Source organism: Cellulosimicrobium funkei (genome assembly GCF_001019615.1).
GTDB lineage: Bacteria > Actinomycetota > Actinomycetes > Actinomycetales > Cellulomonadaceae > Cellulosimicrobium > Cellulosimicrobium cellulans_E.
This window is the reverse complement of the sequence record NZ_JNBQ01000009.1, coordinates 24,829-44,362: the sequence shown is the minus strand read 5'-3', so window position 1 is coordinate 44,362 and position 19,534 is coordinate 24,829. Positions and strand designations below refer to the sequence as shown.

The 19,534-nt window shown below is 74.8% G+C and carries 21 protein-coding genes; 8 read left to right on the top strand and 13 right to left on the bottom strand.

Annotation, left to right across the window (positions count from 1 at the left end; genetic code table 11):
• Nucleotides 1-56 precede the first annotated feature (56 nt).
• The 3 genes from aceB (at nucleotide 57) to FB00_RS09855 (ending at nucleotide 4,803) form a co-directional block, all read left to right on the top strand.
• On the top strand, nucleotides 57-1,775 hold the full coding sequence (aceB, locus tag FB00_RS09865; RefSeq protein WP_082141182.1) for a malate synthase A: 1,719 nt from the start codon (nucleotides 57-59) through the stop codon (nucleotides 1,773-1,775).
• A 484-nt stretch (nucleotides 1,776-2,259) separates the two neighbouring features.
• Nucleotides 2,260-2,925: a hypothetical protein gene (locus tag FB00_RS09860; RefSeq protein ID WP_047232744.1), complete on the top strand. Its 666-nt coding sequence runs from the start codon at nucleotides 2,260-2,262 to the stop codon at nucleotides 2,923-2,925.
• A gap of 102 nt (nucleotides 2,926-3,027) precedes the next feature.
• Nucleotides 3,028-4,803 carry a SulP family inorganic anion transporter gene (locus FB00_RS09855; RefSeq protein WP_082141181.1) on the top strand — a complete coding sequence of 592 codons (1,776 nt, stop codon included), beginning with the start codon at nucleotides 3,028-3,030 and terminating at the stop codon, nucleotides 4,801-4,803.
• Between the two features lie 40 nt (nucleotides 4,804-4,843).
• Here FB00_RS09855 and FB00_RS09850 read toward each other — a convergent pair whose 3' ends face one another.
• Entirely contained in the window at nucleotides 4,844-5,284 is a 441-nt protein-coding gene (locus tag FB00_RS09850; RefSeq protein WP_231581794.1) for a winged helix-turn-helix transcriptional regulator, read from the bottom strand.
• 155 nt (nucleotides 5,285-5,439) lie between these two features.
• Here FB00_RS09850 and FB00_RS09845 point away from each other — a divergent pair, with 155 nt between their 5' ends.
• Complete coding sequence (locus tag FB00_RS09845) at nucleotides 5,440-5,805, top strand: DoxX family protein (RefSeq protein ID WP_047232743.1); 366 nt, start codon at nucleotides 5,440-5,442, stop codon at nucleotides 5,803-5,805.
• Nucleotides 5,806-5,851: 46 nt separating this feature from the next.
• Here FB00_RS09845 and FB00_RS09840 read toward each other — a convergent pair whose 3' ends face one another.
• The 7 genes from FB00_RS09840 to FB00_RS09810 all read right to left on the bottom strand — a co-directional run bounded on the left by FB00_RS09840 (nucleotide 5,852) and on the right by FB00_RS09810 (nucleotide 12,613).
• Nucleotides 5,852-6,712, bottom strand: a complete 861-nt coding sequence (locus FB00_RS09840; RefSeq protein ID WP_047232742.1) for an aminoglycoside phosphotransferase family protein — start codon at nucleotides 6,710-6,712, stop codon at nucleotides 5,852-5,854.
• Between the two features lie 56 nt (nucleotides 6,713-6,768).
• Nucleotides 6,769-7,548, bottom strand: coding sequence for a YidC/Oxa1 family membrane protein insertase (locus tag FB00_RS09835; protein ID WP_047232741.1), 780 nt, complete (start codon nucleotides 7,546-7,548; stop codon nucleotides 6,769-6,771).
• Nucleotides 7,549-7,667: 119 nt separating this feature from the next.
• On the bottom strand, nucleotides 7,668-7,952 hold the full coding sequence (locus tag FB00_RS09830) for a DUF6412 domain-containing protein (RefSeq protein WP_047232740.1): 285 nt from the start codon (nucleotides 7,950-7,952) through the stop codon (nucleotides 7,668-7,670).
• 65 nt (nucleotides 7,953-8,017) lie between these two features.
• Nucleotides 8,018-8,479, bottom strand: coding sequence for a DUF779 domain-containing protein (locus FB00_RS09825; protein WP_047232739.1), 462 nt, complete (start codon nucleotides 8,477-8,479; stop codon nucleotides 8,018-8,020).
• Nucleotides 8,480-8,595: 116 nt separating this feature from the next.
• The gene (adh, locus tag FB00_RS09820; RefSeq protein ID WP_047232738.1) at nucleotides 8,596-10,119 is read right to left on the bottom strand and encodes an aldehyde dehydrogenase; all 1,524 of its coding nucleotides are present in this window, start codon (nucleotides 10,117-10,119) and stop codon (nucleotides 8,596-8,598) included.
• Nucleotides 10,120-10,300: 181 nt separating this feature from the next.
• Nucleotides 10,301-11,611 carry a GAF domain-containing protein gene (locus FB00_RS09815; RefSeq protein WP_231581793.1) on the bottom strand — a complete coding sequence of 437 codons (1,311 nt, stop codon included), beginning with the start codon at nucleotides 11,609-11,611 and terminating at the stop codon, nucleotides 10,301-10,303.
• A 60-nt stretch (nucleotides 11,612-11,671) separates the two neighbouring features.
• Complete coding sequence (locus tag FB00_RS09810) at nucleotides 11,672-12,613, bottom strand: LysR family transcriptional regulator (RefSeq protein ID WP_047232737.1); 942 nt, start codon at nucleotides 12,611-12,613, stop codon at nucleotides 11,672-11,674.
• Nucleotides 12,614-12,719: 106 nt separating this feature from the next.
• Between FB00_RS09810 and FB00_RS09805 the strand changes: the two genes are divergently transcribed.
• Nucleotides 12,720-14,081 (top strand): aspartate aminotransferase family protein, encoded by a 1,362-nt coding sequence (locus FB00_RS09805; protein ID WP_047232736.1) that lies wholly within the window; start codon nucleotides 12,720-12,722, stop codon nucleotides 14,079-14,081.
• Nucleotides 14,082-14,092: 11 nt separating this feature from the next.
• Here the strand turns inward: FB00_RS09805 and FB00_RS09800 are convergent, their stop codons facing one another.
• Nucleotides 14,093-14,620, bottom strand: coding sequence for a methyltransferase (locus tag FB00_RS09800; RefSeq protein ID WP_052877571.1), 528 nt, complete (start codon nucleotides 14,618-14,620; stop codon nucleotides 14,093-14,095).
• 76 nt (nucleotides 14,621-14,696) lie between these two features.
• Between FB00_RS09800 and FB00_RS09795 the strand changes: the two genes are divergently transcribed.
• The 3 genes from FB00_RS09795 to FB00_RS09785 all read left to right on the top strand — a co-directional run bounded on the left by FB00_RS09795 (nucleotide 14,697) and on the right by FB00_RS09785 (nucleotide 16,722).
• On the top strand, nucleotides 14,697-15,089 hold the full coding sequence (locus FB00_RS09795; protein WP_047232735.1) for a hypothetical protein: 393 nt from the start codon (nucleotides 14,697-14,699) through the stop codon (nucleotides 15,087-15,089).
• 111 nt (nucleotides 15,090-15,200) lie between these two features.
• Nucleotides 15,201-16,112 (top strand): sulfurtransferase, encoded by a 912-nt coding sequence (locus FB00_RS09790; RefSeq protein WP_047232734.1) that lies wholly within the window; start codon nucleotides 15,201-15,203, stop codon nucleotides 16,110-16,112.
• 151 nt (nucleotides 16,113-16,263) lie between these two features.
• Nucleotides 16,264-16,722 (top strand): SufE family protein, encoded by a 459-nt coding sequence (locus FB00_RS09785; protein WP_047232733.1) that lies wholly within the window; start codon nucleotides 16,264-16,266, stop codon nucleotides 16,720-16,722.
• Between the two features lie 25 nt (nucleotides 16,723-16,747).
• On the opposite strand, the gene FB00_RS09780 is transcribed toward FB00_RS09785, so the two are convergent.
• The 4 genes from FB00_RS09780 to FB00_RS09765 form a co-directional block, all read right to left on the bottom strand.
• A complete protein-coding gene (locus FB00_RS09780) occupies nucleotides 16,748-17,725 on the bottom strand; it encodes a bile acid:sodium symporter family protein (protein ID WP_047232732.1) in 978 nt (325 codons plus the stop codon).
• Between the two features lie 21 nt (nucleotides 17,726-17,746).
• A complete protein-coding gene (locus FB00_RS09775; protein ID WP_047232731.1) occupies nucleotides 17,747-18,517 on the bottom strand; it encodes an SDR family NAD(P)-dependent oxidoreductase in 771 nt (256 codons plus the stop codon).
• Between the two features lie 25 nt (nucleotides 18,518-18,542).
• Nucleotides 18,543-18,998 (bottom strand): zf-TFIIB domain-containing protein, encoded by a 456-nt coding sequence (locus tag FB00_RS09770; protein ID WP_047232730.1) that lies wholly within the window; start codon nucleotides 18,996-18,998, stop codon nucleotides 18,543-18,545.
• Nucleotides 18,999-19,097: 99 nt separating this feature from the next.
• Nucleotides 19,098-19,493 (bottom strand): hypothetical protein, encoded by a 396-nt coding sequence (locus FB00_RS09765; protein ID WP_156186358.1) that lies wholly within the window; start codon nucleotides 19,491-19,493, stop codon nucleotides 19,098-19,100.
• Nucleotides 19,494-19,534: the final 41 nt, after the last annotated feature.

The following is a 19,534-nucleotide window of genomic DNA, read 5'->3' as shown; positions in this document are numbered from 1 at the left end:
CTCTACCTCGAAGCTCGGGGTTCTATCTCGCGGGAGCACGACCTTCGGAGCACGCCATGACCACGCTGACCACGACCACCTCTCGCCCTCCGACGTCCCCCTCTGCGCCGAGCAGCCCGCGCGTCACCGGCACGCTGCGCGTCACCGGGACGCTGGGCGAGCGCTACCGCGAGATCCTCACGCCCGAGGCGCTCGACTTCCTCACGCTGCTGCACGACCGGTTCCTGGCCCGCCGCCACGAGCTGCTCATGGACCGCCAGCAGCGCCGACAGGACGTCGCGGACGGCATCGACCCCGACTTCCGCGCCGCGACGCGGCCCGTGCGCGACGACCCGTCGTGGCGCGTCGCCGGCTCGGCCGGCGCGCCGGGCCTCGAGGACCGCCGCGTCGAGATCACCGGGCCGACCGACCCGAAGATGACGATCAACGCCCTCAACTCCGGCGCCAAGGTCTGGCTCGCGGACGCCGAGGACGCCTCCAGCCCGACGTGGCGCAACGTGATCGAGGGCCAGCTCGCGCTGCACGACGCGATCCGCGGGACGCTGACCCACACGACCGGTTCGGGTGACCACCGCAAGGACTACCGCCTGCGCTCGACGACGCTCACCGACCTCCCGACGATCGTGTTCCGCCCGCGCGGGTGGCACCTCATCGAGAAGCACATGCGGTACGTCGACCGGGCCGGGGTGAGCGTGTCCGCGTCCGCGTCGCTCGTCGACTTCGGACTGTACTTCTTCCACAACGCGCACGAGCTCGTCGCGCGTGGTCGCGGGCCGTACTTCTACCTGCCCAAGCTCGAGGGCTACCGCGAGGCGCGGCTGTGGAACGACGTGTTCGTCCTCGCCCAGGAGTACCTGGGGCTGCCGCAGGGCACGATCCGCGCCACGGTGCTCATCGAGACCCTGCCCGCGGCGTTCGAGATGGAGGAGATCCTTCACGAGCTGCGCGACCACTGCGCCGGGCTCAACGCCGGGCGGTGGGACTACCTGTTCTCCGTCATCAAGGCGTTCCGCACGCGCGGCGACTCCTACGTGCTGCCCGACCGCGCGCAGGTCACCATGACCGCCCCGTTCATGCGGGCGTACACCGAGCTGCTCGTCGCGACGTGCCACAAGCGCGGCGCGCACGCGATCGGCGGGATGAGCGCGTTCATCCCCGACCGGCGCCGGCCGGACGTCACCGAGCGCGCGTTCGAGCAGGTGCGGGCCGACAAGCGCCGCGAGGCGACGGACGGGTTCGACGGGACGTGGGTCGCGCACCCCGACCTCATCGAGGTCGCGCGCGGCGAGTTCGACGCGGTCCTGGGTGACCGGCCGCACCAGGTGTCCCGCCTGCGCGACGACGTCGAGGTGGGCCAGCACGAGCTGCTCGACATCGGCTCGGCCCGCCGCGCCGGGGCGACCGTGACCGCGGCGGGCCTGCGCTCCAACGTCTCCGTCGGGGTGCGGTACCTCGAGTCGTGGCTGCGCGGCGTCGGCGCCGCGGCGATCGACCACCTCATGGAGGACGCCGCGACCGCCGAGATCTCGCGCTCGCAGGTCTGGCAGTGGATCGCGTCGGGCACGCGCACCGAGAACGGCGTGCCCATCACGCGCGACCGCGTCGAGGCGCTGCTCGCCGAGATCGTCGACGACCTGCCGCGCACCCCGGGCAACCGGATCGACGACGCCGCGCACGTGTTCCGCGCGGTCGCGCTCGCCGAGGACTTCCCGACGTTCCTCACCATCGGGGCGTACTCGCAGTTCCTGGTGGGCTCGGAGCCCGACCAGCCGTAACGGGGCCTGCCGAGCACGACATGGGGTCGATACCCGCTGGATAACGACCCCCATGTCGTGCTCGCGGGCGGGTGGTGTCGTGCTCGGGCGGGTCGTGGCGTGCCCGACGGCGGTCCGCGTCCCCGGCCGTCCGTCGTCCCCGCTCCTGGTGCTGGCAGGCCGAGATGTGGGAGCATCCGGCCACGCACGGCGACACGGTCGTCCGGGCGCTCGCCCGCACGACCCCGGAGCAGCCATGAGCAACCCCTTCGCGCCACCGAGCCAGTCGACGCCGGCCACGCCCCCCGCAGCGTCCGCAGTTCCCGCCGCGCCGACGGCCCCAGCCCCGACGGCGCCCCCGGCGACGTCGGCTCCGGTCCCGACGCCCGGATACCCCGGTCCCCCGCAGGCCGCTTCCCCACCGCCCCCGATCGGGCCCGGTCCGGCCCCGGTCGGCTACGGTCCCGTCCCGCCGGGGCCGCTCGCGCCGGGGCCGACGTATCCCGTGGCCGGACTCCCCGGCCCGCCCCCGCCCACCACGCGCCGCGGTCTGTCGCGCACCGCCGTCGGGCTGATCGTCGGTGCGGCGTGCCTCGCGGTGGGCGGTGGCGTCGGCTTCGCCGCCGGTGTCGCGAGCGACGCGGGCGGGCGTATCGCCGACTGGTACACCGAGCCGGTCGAGGACGAGTGGTCCGAGGACTGGTCGGACGAGGACTGGTCCGAGGGCGAGTGGGAGGGCTCCGGGACACGGGCCGACCCGTGGTTCTTCGACGGCTACACCGTCGCCGGCGAGGAGTGGGAGGTCCTCCTGGACCCGCCGTACGAGGCGACCGCGGAGATCCTCGCGCACAGCGACGTCAACGTCGCACCGCCGGAGGGCACGGAGTACTGGATCGTCCCCGTGACCGCCACGTACTACGGCCCCAGCTCGCAGGTGAGCGCGTGGGGGGCGATCGACGTCGGCTTCGTCGGCGACGACGGCGTCCACGTCGACGGGCAGTGCGGCGCCGTGCCGGACGCCCTCGTCGGGACGGGCCTCGTCGGGACCGACGACACCGTGTCGGGCAACGTGTGCGTCGCGGTCCCCGCGGGTGCGCCGGGGCTGTGGACGCTCTCGCTCGAGGGGTACGAGCCCTGGTATCTCACCGCGGACGACCCCCTCGCGAGCTGACCCGCACACGTCCCCCTGCGCGGCGACGGCGCCGTCCGTTGCTGTGGTCGGCCGACGCGCACCGTGCCAGAGTCTCCCCATGGCGCACCCGCGGGAGACGCGATGAGCCCGCGGCCGGTGCGCGCCGTCCGAGGCTGGTGGGACGGCGTCCGGCCCGCCCCGGGGACGTTCTGGCGCTCCGCGGGCGCCGGCGTCCCGGGCGCCGTCGGCGGTGTCCCCGACGGGATGGCGACCGCGACCCTCGTCGGCGTCAACCCGATCCACGGCCTGTACGCGACGGCGGTCGGCCGCATCGCGGGCGGCCTGACGGTCGACTCGCGCCTCATGATCGTCACGACGACGAGCGCGGCGGCGCTCGCCGCCGGCTCGGCCCTCGCGGGGGTCCCCGGCGAGGACCGGCTCGCGGCGCTCATCCTCCTCACGACGCTCGCCGGGGCGGTCATGGTCGTCGCCGGGCTCGTGGGGCTCGGTCGACTCACCGGCTTCGTGTCGCACTCCGTGATGACGGGGTTCCTCACCGGTGTCTCCGTCAACATCCTGCTCGGCCAGCTCGACGACCTCACGGGCGCCGACCCGTCCGCGTCGCTCGCCGTCGGGCAGGCCTTCCAGGTGCTCCGCTCGCCCGGCACGTGGGACGTGCCGACCCTCGTCGTGGGCCTGGGGTCGGTCGCCGTGCTCCTCGTCCTCGGTCGCACGCGCGTCGCCCCGTACGCGGCCGTCGTCGTGCTCGTGGTGTCCGCAGTCGGCGTGTGGGCCCTCGGCGCGACGTCGGTGCGGCTCGTCGGCGACGCGGGCGAGATCCCCGCCGGCCTGCCCTCCCTCGCGCTGCCCGACCTGGGGCTCGTGTCGGTCGACGTGGCCGTGGGCGCGCTCGCCGTGGCAGCCATCGTGCTCGTGCAGGGCGCGGGGGTCGCCGAGTCCGTCCCGAACCCCGGCGGGCGCCGCGCCGACCCCAACCGCAACTTCGTCGGGCAGGGCGTCGCGAACCTCGCGGTGGGGTTCTTCCGCGGCATCCCGGTCGGCGGGTCGGTCGGTCAGACGGCGATCAGCACCGCCGCGGGAGCGCGCGACCGCTGGGCAGGCATCATGTCGGGCGTGTGGGTGCTCGTCGTCCTCGTCGCGTTGTCCGGGCCGGTCGGGGCGGTCCCGTCGGCGACGCTCGCGGCACTGCTCGCCGTCGCGTCGGTCGGGTCCATCCGGCTGTCGGCCATGGCGACGGCGTGGCGCACGGGCAGCCAGTCCCAGGTCGCGATGGCGACCACGTTCCTCGCGACCCTGCTCCTGCCCGTCGCGGCCGCGGTCGGCATCGGGGCCGCGCTGTCGATCCTGCTCCAGGCGAACCGGGAGTCCCAGGACCTGCGGATCGTCCGCCTCGTCCCCCAGGAGGGCGGGCACTACCGCGAGGAACCCGCGCCACGGCGGCTCGACGACGCGACGGTGACGGTCCTCGACGTCTACGGGAGCCTGTTCTACGCCGGTGCCCGCTCGCTCGAGGCCGCGCTGCCGGAGCCCGCGCACGCGCACGACGCCGTCGTGGTGCTGCGCCTGCGCGGCCGCGCGAGCCTCGGCGCGACCGCCTTCACGGTGCTCGCGCACTACGCGGACCGGCTGGGCGAGGGCGGGGGCCGCCTCTACGTGAGCGGGGTGGACCCCGCGCTGGCGGAGAAGTTCGAACAGGTCATCGACCTGCGCCTGCACGAGCGGATCGCGGTGTACCCGGCACGACCCGTGATCGGGGAGTCGACCGCCGACGCCATGCGGCACGCGGAGGCGTGGCTCGTGCGCGGCGTCGAGACGGCCCAGATCCCCGTCGTGCGCCCGGACGGCCTCGCGAAGCGGCTGTGGTCACATCTCCGGACGACGCTGCACCGCCGCTGACGGTCGCGGCGTCGCCGGTCCCCGGCGACCTGGAGCAGCGTCAGCCCGCGGAGGTGGCCCGGGCGTCGAACTGGTCCCGGTGGTCGCGGATGGTGGTCGTGTTCTCGAGCGCCCAGTCGACGAGCGCGAGCACGGGCGGCAGCAGGGTCGCGCCGAGGTCGGTCAGCGCGTAGTCGACCCGCGGCGGCACGACGGCGTGCACCGTGCGGCTCACGAGCCCGTCCCGCTCCAGCTGACGCAGGTTGAGCGTGAGCATGCGCTGCGAGATCCCGTCGATGCCGTGCAGGAGCTCGGTGAACCGCTGCGGCCCGCCCGAGAGCATGCCCAGGATGAGGACGCTCCACTTGTCCCCCACCCGGTCGAGCACCGAGCGCACCTCGCTCGTGGCCTCGGCGGCGGCGCAGCCGCCCTCCGCCGGGAGGCCGTGGCGCTCCGCGAGCTCGCGCACCACGGGCACGTCGGTGGTCGGCATCGTGGTCATGGGGTCTCCGTCTCCGTGGCATGCGGCTCCGTGTGCCTCTCGCACACGGGTGTGCCTTTTGTAGCCGCCCTCATGGTTACCCATCATGTGCCCAGGCACAAAGAGTGACCGGCCACCCTGCGCCGTCGCCGCCCCTCTCCTCGAAGGACTCACGCATGAACGTCGCCCTGTGGATCGCCTCCGGTCTGCTCGCCCTCGCCTTCCTCGGCGCCGGGCTCATGAAGGCCCTGCGCCCGATCCCCGTGCTCCAGGAGCGGATGCGGTGGGTGACGCCGGAGCGCACCGCGGGCGTGCGCGCGATCGGCTGGCTCGAGGTCGCCGGGGCCGTGGGCGTGATCCTCCCCTGGGCGCTCGGCGTCGCCCCGGTCCTCACGCCGATCGCGGCCGTCGGGCTCGCGCTCACGCAGGTCGGGGCGATCCCGCTGCACGTCCGGCTCGGCGAGGCCAAGGCCGTACCGGCGAACGTCGTGCTGCTCGCACTCGCGGTGTTCGTCGCCGTCGGCAGGTTCGCCGCGCTCTGAGTGCTTCGGCACCCGTCGGGACGCGGGCCCCGCCCCCGACGGGTGCTCAGCCCAGCGCGTGCACGAAGTCCACGCGCTGCGCGGCGAACCAGGCCTCGTTCTCGCGGATCCGGTCCCCGACCCCGTCGTCCCACATGCGCTGCCAGCCCCCGCCGCGGGTGTGCGCCGCGTGCCGCATCGCGTACCAGCTCCGCGCGAACCGCTGCGCGAGCACGTCGAGCAGCGCGAGCCGCTCGGACCGGTCCAGGCCGTACGCCTCCGTGAGGATCCGCGCGCGACGCGGCGCGTCGAGCTCCCGCAGCGCGTCCGGCCGCGCATCCGGCGGCGCGACCGGCGCCCAGTAGAGCAGCGTCGTCGCGACGTCGAGCAGGCGCGTGGTCGGCGCGGCGAGGTCGAAGTCGACCACGCCGACCAGCCGGTGCGGACCCTCCGGGTCGTCGCCGGCCGGGACGAACAGCGCGTTCTCGACCGTGAGGTCGTTGTGCCCGACGACGTCCGGCACGTCGAACACGTCCGGCACCTCCGCGAACTGCGCCCGCTCGGTCCACGCGACGCCGTCGGGCAGAACGACGTCGCGCGACACCGCGTGCAGGTCACGCAGCCACTCCCCGAGCTGGACGAGCACGTCCTCGTCGGTCGCCCAAGCGTGCGGCGGGCGCCCGCCCATCTCGCCCGGCAGGAACGTCACGACCTCCCGGCCGTCGTCGTCGATCCCCAGGAACCGGGGCGCGCCCTCGAACCCCGCGCGCTCGAGGTGGAGCAGGTACGCCTCGACGGCGGGGCTGTGCGGGCCGCGCGGACGGCGGACGGTGTCGCCGCGACGGACGATCCCGTCCGACACGTCACCACCCAGCAGGGGGACCTCGACGTCGTCCGCGTCGTCGCGGTACGGGAGCAGATCGGTCATACCCGACACCCTCGCACGCGCGGCGGGCCCGTGACCAGGCCCGCCGCGCCGTCGCGCTACGCGACCGCCTCGAACGGGTACCGCCGGCGCAGGACGAGTCGTTGCCCGAGCGTCCACGTCACCGTCACGAGCAGGTACACGCCCGCGGCGAGCGGGACGAAGCACGCGATCACCGCCGTCATGAACTGGAGAGCGCCGAGCGCGTTCTGCAGGCCCGGCGCGGCCAGGGGGCCGGAGGTGGCCGGGCCGGTCGCCGTCCGCGGCACGGCGAGACGACCGCCAGGCAGGGACGCCCGGCGCGTGAGCTCCCCGACGAGCGCGACGAGGAGCACGACCCCACCCGCGACCACCAGGGTCGGGACGTCCGCCGCACCCCCACCGAACGAGCCGACGAGGCTCGAGCCGAGGGGCGCTCCCCAGAGCGTGTGGCCCAGCAGCGCGTTCGCGTGACCGGCGATCTGGGCATGCAGGAACAGCGCGTAGACGACGGCGACCACGGGTGCCTGGGCGAGCATCGGCAGGCAGCCGGCGAACGGCGTCGTGCCCTCCTCGGCGTAGAGGTCGAGGGTCGCGCGCTGCAGCTTCTGCGGGTCGTCCCGGTGGCGGCGCTGGAGCTCGGCGAGCCGGGGCGCGAGGCGCGCGCGGTCGCGCTCCGCCTTGGCCTGCGAGACGCCGACAGGGACGAGCAGCACGCGGACGGCGAGCGTCAGCAGGACGACGGCCGTCGCGGCCGCAGCACCCCCGGCGACGGGTTCGAGCAGGTCGGACAAGGCCATCAGGGCGCGGTAGGCGGCGTCGAGCACGGTGGAGACGAGCGGGAGGTCGAGCGGGTTCATGGTGGTGTCCTCGGTCGAACGTGCGGGGTACGCGTTCGCCGATCACCCTGCGCCGGGCAGGCCGGGGCACACCGCGGCACGGTGCGCGCGGGATGCGGGGAGAGGCCTCGGCCGGGTGATCAGCCGAGGGGTCGGCCGGGTGCCCGGGGCCGGGCTCGGCCGGGGGCGTCCGGGTCGCTCTGCGTCACGGCAGGGCCGACGTCGACCGTGTCGCGCAGCCGGCCCGCCGGGCGAGCCGCCACACCGAGCGCGAGGGGTGCACCCCAGCGCGCGGTCACGGCGGCCACGGCCGCGACGAGGGCCGTGGCACCGAGGAGGAAGAGCGTGGCCGTGAGGGTCGACGTGCCGAGCAGGAGCATGAGCGCGGAGGCGAGGTCGCGCGCGACGACGAGCAGGTCGTCCATCGCGTCGCCTCCTCTCCGGCCCCGGGCCTTCGGGGCCCGTCGTGGAGCCCGTCGGTGGGGTCAGCCTAGGCCACGTCGAGCGCTGCCCACTCGTCGTCGGTGAGCAGGCGCGACCTGATGATGAACCGCACGCCTTCGGGCGCCTCGACGCTGAACCCGGCGCCGCGGCCGGGCACGACGTCGATCGTCAGGTGCGTGTGCTTCCAGTACTCGAACTGGGCGCGGCTCATCCAGACGGGCACGACGAACCGGCCCGCCGCGCCGTCGGCCCCGTCGAGATCGTCCGCGCCGGGACCGGGCGCGCCGACGATGAGGTCGCCGAGGTGCACGTCGGCGCCACCGAGGAGGAAGTCGCCCTGCGGGTAGCACATGGGCGACGACCCGTCGCAGCACCCGCCGGACTGGTGGAACATGAGCTCGCCGTGGACCGCGCGCAGCCGCGCGAGCAGCGCGGCGGCGTCGTCGGTGAGCGCGACCCGCCCCGGGACCGAGCTGGTCGCGCGGGGCGAGGGAACGTCGTCGGGCACGGAACCTCCTGCGGCAGAGAGCGAGAACGGGATTGCTCACCGCCGAACACGGGGTTGTTGTCGTTCTGACGGCGAGAACGACACCAACCCCGTGTTCGGCGGACGGGGGCCGGGCTTTAGAAGAAGCCGAGCTTCTGGGCCGAGTAGGAGACGAGGAGGTTCTTCGTCTGCTGGTAGTGGTCGAGCATCATCTTGTGGTTCTCGCGCCCGACGCCGGAGCCCTTGTACCCGCCGAACGCGGCGGCCGCGGGGTAGGCGTGGTAGCAGTTCGTCCACACGCGGCCGGCCTCGATGGTGCGGCCCGCGCGGTAGGCGGTGTTCCCCGACCGCGACCAGACGCCGGCGCCGAGACCGTAGAGGGTGTCGTTGGCGATGGTCATGGCGTCGTCGAAGTCGGAGAAGTCGGTGACCGCGACGACGGGACCGAAGATCTCCTCCTGGAAGATCCGCATCGAGTTCTTGCCCTCGAAGATCGTGGGCGTCACGTAGTACCCGCCCGCGAGGTCTCCGCCCAGCTCGGCGCGCGTCCCGCCCGTGAGCACCGTCGCGCCCTCGGCCTTGCCGATCTCGATGTACGACAGGATCTTCTCGAGCTGGTCGTTCGACGCCTGCGCGCCGATCATCGTCGCGGTGTCGAGCGGGTTGCCCTGCTGCACCGCCTTCGTCCGCTCCAGCGCGTCGCCGAGGAACGTGTCGTAGATCGACGACTGGATGAGGGCGCGCGACGGGCACGTGCACACCTCGCCCTGGTTGAGGGCGAACATCGTGAACCCCTCGAGGGCCTTGTCGTAGAAGTCGTCGCGCGCGTCGGCCACGTCGGAGAAGAAGATGTTCGGCGACTTGCCGCCGAGCTCCAGAGTGACCGGGATGATGTTCTGGCTCGCGTACTGCATGATCAGGCGGCCCGTCGTCGTCTCGCCCGTGAACGCGATCTTGCGGATGCGCGGGCTGGAGGCGAGCGGCTTGCCGGCCTCGACGCCGAACCCGTTGACCACGTTCACCACCCCGGGCGGCAGCAGGTCCCCGACGATGTCCATGAGGAAGAGGATCGACGCGGGCGTCTGCTCGGCGGGCTTGAGCACGACGCAGTTGCCCGCCGCGAGCGCCGGGGCGAGCTTCCACACGGCCATGAGGATGGGGAAGTTCCACGGGATGATCTGCCCGACGACGCCGAGAGGCTCGTGGAAGTGGTACGCGATGGTGTCCTCGTCGATCTCGGAGATCGACCCCTCCTGCGCGCGGATCGCGCCCGCGAAGTAGCGGAAGTGGTCGATCGCGAGCGGGATGTCGGCCGCGAGCGTCTCGCGGACCGGCTTGCCGTTCTCCCACGTCTCGGCGACGGCGATCCGCTCGAGGTTCTCCTCCATGCGGTCGGCGATCTTGTTGAGGATGTTCGCGCGCTCGGTCGCGCTCGTGCGCCCCCACGACCGGGCGGCGCCGTGCGCGGCGTCGAGCGCGCGCTCGACGTCGTCGGCGTTCCCGCGCGCGACCTCGGTGAAGGTCCGGCCCGTGACCGGGCTGGGGTTCTCGAAGTACTGCCCGCTCGCCGGCGCGACGTACTCGCCGCCGATCCAGTGGTCGTACCGGGCCTTGTACTCGGCGATGGCCCCGTCCGTGCCGGGGGCTGCGTAGACCGTCATCGTCTGCCTCCTCGTCGCGCTGACTCGCAGCGCTCGATCTCGCCGCGCCCCTGGGGGAGGTCACCTCCGGGCGGGGAGTGCCCGACGGCGGTGCGCGGCACGGCGCCTCGTCGCGCCGTGGCACGACGCTAGGCACGCGAGGGTTGCAGGACCGTTGCAGCGCGCGCCCGAGGGGTCGCGGTCAGCCGAGCTCGTCGTCGAGCAGGTCGAGGTGCGCGCGGGCGCGGACCCACAGCGGGCTGCCGTGGTCGGCGACGCGCTGGAGGCGCGTCCACGCGGCGTGGTCCTCGGCGCCGTCCTCGGTGCGGGTCCACGCGTCGAGGGCGTCGGTGTCGCCCGCCGACACGACGGCCGCGCGGAGCTCCGCCGCGAGCTCGGCGCGCAGGTGCTCGACGGCGGGCGCGCCCGAGCGCGGGAGGAGCGGCGCGCGGTACGCCGCGATCGCCCCCCGGACATCGCCGAGCGCGAGCCGGTCGCGCACGACGTCGGCGTCCGTCCGCAGCGGGCGCGCGAGCCGGTACGGCCGGGACCCGGCGAGGAGCGTCCCGGCGACGCGCCGCAGTCGCGAGACCTCCGCGCGCACGGTGACGTCCGAGAGCGCGCCGGGGTGCAGCAGCACGGCGAGCTCGTCGGCGGAGAGGCCGCGCGGGTGGGCGGCGAGGAGAGCGAGGATCTCGGCATGCCGCAGCGACAACCGGTGCTCGAGGCCGTCCGGGGCGCGGAGCACGGGCGTGGTGCCGAGCACGAACAGCTCGGGTGCGCCGTCGCGCGGCGGCGCGGGGACGGTCCCGGCGCCGTCGGCCGCCGGGGCGGCCGCGCGCTGCGCGAGCTCCCGCTCGAGGCTCAGGACCGTGGCCCGCACGAGCGAGAGGACGACGCTCGAGGCCGCCGACTGGCGGCCGGTGACGTCGAGGACACCGAGGACGCGGCCGGTCCCGGGCTCGTGGATCGGGACGGCCGTGCAGCTGAACGCCTGGACGGGCCGGGAGAAGTGCTCCGCGCCGAGGACCTGCACGGCCCGGCGCGCGGCGAGCGCGGTCCCGGGGGCGTTGGTCCCGACGCGCTCCTCGCGCCACACCGACCCCTCGACGAAGCCGACGCGCTCGACCGCGTCCCGCAGCGCGCGGCTGCCCTCGACCCACAGGAGCCGGCCCGCGTCGTCGGAGACGGCGACGGCGAGGCCGTCGTCCGCCGCGGCGTCGACGACGAGCTCGCGGACCACGGGCATGACCCCCGCGAGCGGGTGGGCGTCGCGGTAGGCGACGAGGTCGTCGTGGGCGAGCGCGGACTCCGTGCGCGGGCCCTCGGGGTCGACGCCGCTGTGGACGGACCGGCGCCACGAGTCGGCGACGACCGGGTGGACGCCGTGCGGGAGGACGCCGTCGACGAGGAACGACCGGTAGGCCGCGCGGACCGAGCGGGCGTCGCGGCGCGCGTCGGGGCGACGCGGGTGCGCGTCCGAGCGCAGCGGCGGTGCGAGGGTGCGCGACACGGGACCTCCCACGTCGTCGTGCGGTGCTGGGCCCCAGTGTAGGGCGCGTCCGTCGGCCCGCTACCGCGGCGGCGGGCCGGTCGCCGCCCCGGCCGCGGCCGTCGCATCCGCGACGCGACGCAGCCCGGCGAGGACGACGCTCGTCGCCGCGGTGGGCGGGGCGCCGCGGCGGACCGCGGCGTACACCGGGCGCGTCCGGGGCGTCCGCAACGGGCGTGCGACGACGTCGTAGCGCGGGTCGACGGCGAGGCCCGGCAGCAGCGCGACCGACAGTCCCGCCTCGACGTGCGCGAGCAGCAGCTCGTAGCTGGGCAGCCGCGCGACGACGCGCGGCTCGAACCCGGCGTCGCGGCACGCGCTCTCGACGAGGGTCGACAGGTACCGGCCGGGCAGGTCCGCCGCCCACCGCGCGTCGGCGAGACCGGCGAGGTCGACCGGCCCCTCCCCCGCCGCCTCTCCCGCCGACGCACCCGTCGGCGCGACGAGGACGACCGGGTCCTCGAGCAGCGGGACGGTCGCGACGTCGGGTCCGGCGAGCCGTGCGCCGTCGAGCAGGTCGGCGGTCACGGCGAGGTCGACGTCCGCGCGGCGGAGCGCGGGCCCGCTCTCGCGGGGGTCGAGCTCGACGACCTCGACCTGCACCCGCGGGTGCTCGACGGCCAGCCGCCGCGCGAGGGGGATCACGAGGGCCCGGACGCCGCTCGAGAACGCCGCGACGCGCACGACCCCGGCGGGCTGACCGTCGGGGTGGGCGAGCTCCGCCTCCGCCAGCGCCATCTGGTCGAGGATGACGCGGGCGTGCCGCGCGAGGGTGCGCCCCGCGGGCGTGAGACGCACCCTCCGTCCCGTCCGTTCGACGAGGCGTGACCCGGTCTCGGCCTCGAGCGCTGCGAGCTGCGCGGACACCGCGGACGGGCTCAGGTGCAGGGACGCGCCCACGGCGCGCACGGTCCCGAGGCTCTCGAGCCGGGCGAGGATCTGGAGCCGGGCGGCGTTGAGCACGCGGTCCTCCGTTCCGTGCGGTCGCCCTGCTTGTGCGGGTTCTCCGCACAGACTGTACGAGAACTCGTGCTGTACGCGCACAGGGCTCCGTCCTTACGCTCGGAGGATGGCCGTCCTCCAGTCCCCCGCCCTCGCCCCGACGACCCCGGACGCCGCGACGTTCTGGGCCGACGCCGACCGGCACCTCGTGCGGTACGGCGGGCCGTTCACGCCGGAGATCGTCGAGAGCGCGTCGGGCAGCTTCGTCACGACGGCCGACGGACGGCGTGTCCTCGACTTCACGTCGGGGCAGATGAGCGCGATCCTCGGGCACAGCCACCCGGCGATCGTCGAGACGGTCCGCAGCCAGGTCGGCACGCTCGACCACCTCTTCTCCGGGATGCTCTCGCGCCCGGTCGTCGACCTCGCACGCCGGATCGCGGGCACGCTGCCCGACCCGCTCGAGAAGGTCCTGCTCCTCACGACGGGAGCCGAGTCCAACGAGGCCGCGATCCGGATGGCGAAGCTCGTCACGGGTCGGCACGAGGTCGTCTCGCTCGCCGGGTCGTGGCACGGCATGACGCACGCGGCGGCCGCTGCGACGTACAGCGCGGGGCGCCGCGGCTACGGCCCCACGGCGCCCGGCAACCTCGTCATCCCCGTGCCGAACGCGTACCGCCCCGACCACCTCACGCCCGACGGCGCGCACGACTGGCACCGCCAGCTCGACCTCGCGTTCGACCTCGTCGACGTGCAGTCCACGGGGAGCCTCGCGGCGTGCATCGTGGAGCCGATCCTCAGCTCGGGCGGGATCGTCGAGCTGCCGCCCGGCTACCTCGCGGCGCTGCGCGACAAGTGCCACGAGCGCGGGATGCTCCTCATCCTCGACGAGGCGCAGACGGCGCTGTGCCGGACGGGCTCCTGGTACGCGTTCGAGGGCCGCGGCGGCGAGGAGCCGGTGGTCCCCGACATCCTCACCATCTCCAAGACGCTCGGCGCCGGCCTGCCCCTCGCCGCCGTCGTCACGAGCGCCGAGATCGAGGAGCGCGCCCACGAGCGCGGCTTCCTGTTCTTCACGACGCACGTCTCGGACCCGCTCGTCGCGGCGGTCGGCAACACCGTGCTCGACGTGCTCGAGGCCGAGCGGATGGACGCCCGGGTGCGCGTGCTCGGCGACCGGCTCCGCGCCGGGCTGCTCGACCTCCAGGACCGCCACGCCACGATCGGCGACGTGCGCGGACGGGGTCTGCTCCAGGGCATCGAGCTCGTGCTCGACCGCGAGACGAAGGAGGGCGCCGACGCCCTCGGCGCCCTGGTCACCCGGCGGGCGCTGGACCTCGGGCTCCACATGAACGTCGTGCAGCTCCGGGGCATGGGCGGCGTGTTCCGTATCGCGCCGCCGCTCACCGTGAGCGAGGAGGAGCTCGACCTCGGGCTCGACCTGCTCGACCGCGCGCTCGGCGAGGCGGAGCGCGAGCTGCTCGGCTGAGCCGCGCCCGGTCACTCCCCGGCGGGCGTGCGGCGTGCGCCGAGCGCCACCACGCCGTCGCGGATGACGACCGGCGCGCCCAGCCCGGGGACGGCGAGCGACGCGCGGACGCCGTCGACGACGCGGCCGTCGTCCCCTCCCGGTGTCTCGTAGGCCAGCCAGAGCGCGCCGCCCGGCACGAGCCGGGCCGCGAGCGCGCTCGCCTCCGCGCGCGCCGCGCGGGTCCAGAAGACGTTGACGTTCACGGCGAACACGACGTCGAACGGGCCACCGAGCGTGTCGGCGAGGTCGGGGTCCGTGACGTCCCCCTGCCGCACGACCAGCCGGCCGTCGTCGACGGCCGAGCGGTTGCGGGCCGCCGTGCGCGCGACGGCGGTCGCGGAGCGGTCGACCGCGACGTAGCGCACGCCGGGGTGCCGCGCGAGCACCAGCTCCACGGCCGCGCCGGGGCCGGGCCCGATCTCGAGCACGGCCTCGTCGCCGCGCAGGCCGAGCAGCGCGACGGCACGCTGGACCCGCTCCGGGACGACACCGACCACGCCGCCAGTCTGGACCGACGGGCGAGCAGCGGCGAACGGCGAGCACGGCAGGCGACCCGGGCGTACCGTCGGAGGCATGGCCGGTGCCGGGGCCGTGGTCCTCGCCTACGCCGCCGCCACCGCGCTCGGGTCGTGGACGGCGGTCCGCCACGACCTGCACTCCGAGCCGTTCGGACGTGACCCCCTCCCGATGCCCGCCGCCCGCACCGTCGCGCTCGGGCTGGGCGGCGGCACCGCGATCCCCGTGGCCGTGACCGCGCTCGTCGCCCTGGCGGCACCCCGCGCGGGCCGCGCGCGCGGCTGGGCGCGCACGTGCGTCGCGCTCGGCTCGACCTCCCTCGCGGGCACGCTCGTCGAGCCCGCCGCGTGGGGCCGTCGGGCACCCGGGGCGGACGTCCGGGCGGCCACCGCGCTCAACCTCGGGGCGTCCGCGCTCCTGCTGCGGCACGGGCTGCGGCACCTGGCGTAACACCGTCTCAGCATGCGCGACGGGCCTTCCGTGATGCGGACAGCCGACCTAGCCTGACGCTCGGACGGACCACCACCTCGGACACCCAGCTCCCGCCGCACGGAGGACACCATGCCCGCACCGCTCGACACCAGCGAGAAGATCACCCAGTACGCCCACCCCGACCGCCTCGTGAGCACGGACTGGCTCGCCGAGCACCTCGGGCAGCCGGGCATCGTCGTCGTCGAGTCCGACGAGGACGTGCTGCTCTACGAGACCGGTCACATCCCCGGCGCGGTGAAGATCGACTGGCACACCGACCTCAACGACCCCGACACGCGCGACTACATCGACGGCAAGGGCTTCGCCCAGCTCCTCGGCGACAAGGGCATCGGCCGCGACACGACGATCGTCGTCTACGGCGACAAGAACAACTGGTGGGCCGCGTACGCCGCGTGGGTCTTCACGCTGTTCGGCCACGAGGACGTGCGCCTGCTCGACGGCGGCCGCGGCAAGTGGATCGCGGAGGGTCGCGAGGTCACGACCGACGTCCCCGCGCCGGAGGCCGTCGAGTACCCGGTCGTCGAGCGCGACGACGTGACGATCCGCGCGTTCAAGGAGGACGTCCTCGCGCACATCGGCAACGGGCCGCTCGTCGACATCCGCTCCCCGCAGGAGTACACGGGCGAGCGCCTGCACATCCCGGACTACCCGGAGGAGGGCGTGCTGCGCGGCGGCCACATCCCGACGGCGCGCAACGTCCCGTGGGCGACGGCGGTCGCCGAGGACGGCACCTACAAGTCGCGCGAGCAGCTCGAGGCGATCTACCAGGAGGGCGGCCTCGGCCTCGCGACGGACGACGAGGTCGTCACGTACTGCCGCATCGGCGAGCGCTCGAGCCACACCTGGTTCGCGCTGACCTACCTCCTCGGCTTCGACAAGGTCCGCAACTACGACGGCTCGTGGACCGAGTGGGGCAACGCGGTGCGCGTCCCGATCGTCAAGGGCGAGGAGGCCGGCGAGGCCCCCGCGTCGCTCAACTGACCGCACCCCTCGCACGACGGCGCGCGGCCGGCCCCTCGTGGGCCCGCCGCGCGCCGTCGCCGTCTGCCGCGGGCATACGTCGCGCGTGGCCGGCGTTCCGCACGGTGGGACCAGGTCCCGGCCGCACGCCCCCGATGCAAGGATCGACACCATGAGCTCCCCGTCCGACGCCTCGTCCCTGCCCGCGGCCCTCGCGGAGATCCGCGAGGACTTCCTCGCGCTGCCGGAGCGCGAGCGCCTCCAGCTCCTACTCGAGTTCGCGAACGAGCTGCCCGACCTCCCGGAGCGCTATGCGAGCGCGCCCGGCCTGCTCGAGCGCATCGAGGAGTGCCAGTCGCCCGTGCGGGCGTTCGCGGAGGTCGACGACGACGGTGTCGTGCACTTCTTCGCGACCGCGCCCGCCGAGGCGCCGACGACGCGCGGCTTCGCGTCGATCCTCGCGCAGGGCCTGTCGGGCCTGACGGTGCAGGAGGTGCTCGACGTGCCGGACGACTTCCCCATGTCGATCGGCCTCACGCGGGCCGTGAGCCCGCTGCGCATCGGCGGCATGAACGGCATGCTCACGCGCGCCAAGCGCCAGGTGCGCGAGCAGGTCGCCGCGCGCCCCTGACCCGGGCCCACACGGGTGCCGGGCGTCAGTCGCGAAGCGCGAGGCGGCGCGCGAGGACCGCGCACACGACGAGCTGGAGCTGGTGGAACACGATCACCGGCACGGCGACGACGCCCGCGACGGCGACGGGGAACAGCACGCTCGCCATGGGCAGACCCGTGGCGAGCGACTTCTTGGACCCGCACATGAGGAGGGCGATCCGGTCCTCCGTCGACAGCCGCAGGGCCGCCCCGCCCCACCAGGTGAGCGCGAGCATCGCGGCGAGGACGAGCGCGCTCACGACGAGCAGCGCGACGATCGACCAGCCGGACACGCTCGACCACACGCCCGCCGAGGACGCGGCGGCGACGGCGCCGAACACGACGACGAGGATGGTGCCGCGGTCGACGCCGAGCGTGAGCCAGCGCCGCGCGCGGACCCAGTCGCCGACCCACGGCTGGAGGAGCTGCCCGACGACGAACGGCAGCAGGAGCTGGAGCAGCACGGTCCGGAGTCCGCCGAGCCCGCCCGTGGGCCCGTCGGCGCCCCCGTCCGCTCCGGTCATGAGCCACAGCACGAGCAGCGGGGTGATCACCATGCCCGCGACGTTGGACACCGTCGCCCCGCAGATCGCCCCGGCGACGTTGCCGCGCGCGACCGACGTGAACGCGACGGACGACTGCACGGTCGACGGGAGCAAGGACAGGTAGAGCACGCCCGCGGCGAGGGGCGCCCCGACGAGCGGCTCGATCGCCCACGCCGTGACGAGCCCGAGCACCGGGAACACGACGTACGTCGCCGCGAGGATGCCGCCCTGGAGGCGCCAGTTCCGCAGGCCCGCCCACACCTCGCGCGTCGACAGGCGCATGCCGTAGACGAGGAAGAGGAGCGTGACCGCGACGTCCGCCACGGCGTCGACCACGCGCTGCGCGCCCGGCCCCACCGGCACGACGAGCCCCAGCACGAGCACGACGAGCAGCGTGACGACGAACGGGTCGACCCACCGGCTGAGGACTGCGCGCACGGGGACCGAGCCTAGTCCGGCTCAGAAGAGGGTGTAGCCGCCGTCGACCGTCACGACCGCGCCCGTCATGAAGCTCGACGCCGCGCTCGCGAGGAACACGACCGGAGGGCCGATCTCCTCGGGCTCGGCCCAGCGCTGCATCGCCGCGGGCGCGACGCAGTCGTCGTAGTACTCGGGCTGGTCGACGGGCGACGCCTCGGTGCGCACGTACCCGGGCGCGACGGCGTTGACGCGGATGCCGTGCGGCGCCCATTCGGCGGCGAGCCCCTTGGTGAGCTGGTGCACCGCCGCCTTGGAGGCGAGGTACGCGGGCTGCCAGCGCGGCCGGTTGACGATCGACGCCGACATCGACCCGACGTTGACGATCGCCCCCGGTCGCCCGTCGTCGACCAGGGCCCGGGCGACCGCGCGCGAGCAGTACCAGACGCCGTCGAGGTTGGTCGCGAGCGTGCGGTGCCACACGTCGTCGTCGATCTCGAGCGCTGCCCCGCCGATCGAGATCCCCGCGTTGTTGACGAGCAGGTCGACCGTCCCGAGGTCGGCGGCGGCGCGCCCGACGACGTCGTCCACCTGGGCGCGGTCCGTCACGTCGAGCGCGTACCCGCGCGCGTCGATCCCGGCCTCGCGCAGCGCGGCCGCCGCGTCCTCGGCGGCCGGAGCGGTGGTCGCGGTGAGCGCGACCCGCGCCCCCGCCTCGCCGAGCGCGCGGGCGACGGCGCGCCCGATCCCGCGGCTCCCGCCGGTGAGCAGGGCCGTGCGGCCGGCGAGCGAGAACGAGTCGAGGACGGTCACGCGGGACAGTCGACCACGGGGTGCGTCAGAAGTCGAAGAGGTCCTCGAGCCACGACTCCTTCTTCTTCCGCTTGCGGTAGCGGGGGTCGTAGCCGTCGCGCCCGTCGTAGCGGCGGTCGCGGTCGTCGCGGTAGCGGTCGTCCCGGTACCGGTCGTCGCCGTACTGGTCGCCCCGGTAGCGGTCACGGTCGTCATACCGGCGGTCGTCGCGCCGCTCGCCGTAGCCGGGCGTGCCGTAGTCCGCGGCGGGCGCCGGCGGGTACGACGTCGGCGCGGGGGCGGGCGGGGCCGCGGGGGCGGTGGGTGCGGCAGCGGCCGGGCCCGCGGCCTCGGCGGCGATCTCGCTCTCCAGCGAGCGGTCGATGATCTTGTCGAGCTCACCGCGGTCGAGCCACACCCCGCGGCACGTCGGGCAGTAGTCGATCTCCACGCCCTTGCGCTCGGTCATGACGAGCACGGTCTGGTCGGTGGGGCACAGCATGTCTGCCTCCTCGCGAGATGGCCCGGGCACGGTCGGCGCCCGCACGGGTACTGCGGAGTCCAACGCGGCTCCCGCACGCGCGGTTCCCGGCCGGCCGCGTCAGCCCGTACGGCGCTCGCTCGCGAGCCGGTCGCGCAGCTCGTCGGCGCGGTGGACCTCGTCGTCGAGGGCGGCGAGCGCCTCGGCGACCCGCGGGAGGAAGTCGGCCCCGGCCCGGAACCACTCGACCCCTTCGAGGAACCGCTCTGCCGCGGCCTCGTCGTGCAGCGCGAGCGCGAGGTCGGCGCGCAGCACCAGGGCCCGGAACCGCACGCGCTCGGCGACGCTCCGCGTGCGCACCCCCTCGGCGGCGAAGGCCCGGTCGAGGACCTGGGCGGCCCCACCGGGGTCCCCCGCCGCGCGGAGGATGCGGGCGTGCTCGAGGGCGCGGACCAGGTCGGGAGGTTCCTCGGCGCCGCGGCGTGGCAGCCCGGGCACGAAGGCCCCACCAGCCACGCCGCACCTCCCGCCTCCCGCCGACAGCCCGACCACACTAA

What these genes read in the sequence shown, in the direction of transcription:
- aceB (WP_082141182.1), top strand. Translation starts at nt 57, where the DNA reads ATGACCACGCTGACCACGACCACCTCTCGCCCTCCGACGTCCCCCTCT.
- adh (WP_047232738.1), bottom strand. Translation starts at nt 10,119, where the DNA reads ATGACGGTCTACGCAGCCCCCGGCACGGACGGGGCCATCGCCGAGTAC.
- FB00_RS09845 (WP_047232743.1), top strand. Translation starts at nt 5,440, where the DNA reads ATGAACGTCGCCCTGTGGATCGCCTCCGGTCTGCTCGCCCTCGCCTTC.
- FB00_RS09840 (WP_047232742.1), bottom strand. Translation starts at nt 6,712, where the DNA reads ATGACCGATCTGCTCCCGTACCGCGACGACGCGGACGACGTCGAGGTC.
- FB00_RS09790 (WP_047232734.1), top strand. Translation starts at nt 15,201, where the DNA reads ATGCCCGCACCGCTCGACACCAGCGAGAAGATCACCCAGTACGCCCAC.
- FB00_RS09795 (WP_047232735.1), top strand. Translation starts at nt 14,697, where the DNA reads ATGGCCGGTGCCGGGGCCGTGGTCCTCGCCTACGCCGCCGCCACCGCG.
- FB00_RS09830 (WP_047232740.1), bottom strand. Translation starts at nt 7,952, where the DNA reads ATGGACGACCTGCTCGTCGTCGCGCGCGACCTCGCCTCCGCGCTCATG.
- FB00_RS09835 (WP_047232741.1), bottom strand. Translation starts at nt 7,548, where the DNA reads ATGAACCCGCTCGACCTCCCGCTCGTCTCCACCGTGCTCGACGCCGCC.
- FB00_RS09785 (WP_047232733.1), top strand. Translation starts at nt 16,264, where the DNA reads ATGAGCTCCCCGTCCGACGCCTCGTCCCTGCCCGCGGCCCTCGCGGAG.
- FB00_RS09850 (WP_231581794.1), bottom strand. Translation starts at nt 5,284, where the DNA reads ATGACCACGATGCCGACCACCGACGTGCCCGTGGTGCGCGAGCTCGCG.
- FB00_RS09855 (WP_082141181.1), top strand. Translation starts at nt 3,028, where the DNA reads ATGAGCCCGCGGCCGGTGCGCGCCGTCCGAGGCTGGTGGGACGGCGTC.
- FB00_RS09805 (WP_047232736.1), top strand. Translation starts at nt 12,720, where the DNA reads ATGGCCGTCCTCCAGTCCCCCGCCCTCGCCCCGACGACCCCGGACGCC.
- FB00_RS09770 (WP_047232730.1), bottom strand. Translation starts at nt 18,998, where the DNA reads ATGCTGTGCCCCACCGACCAGACCGTGCTCGTCATGACCGAGCGCAAG.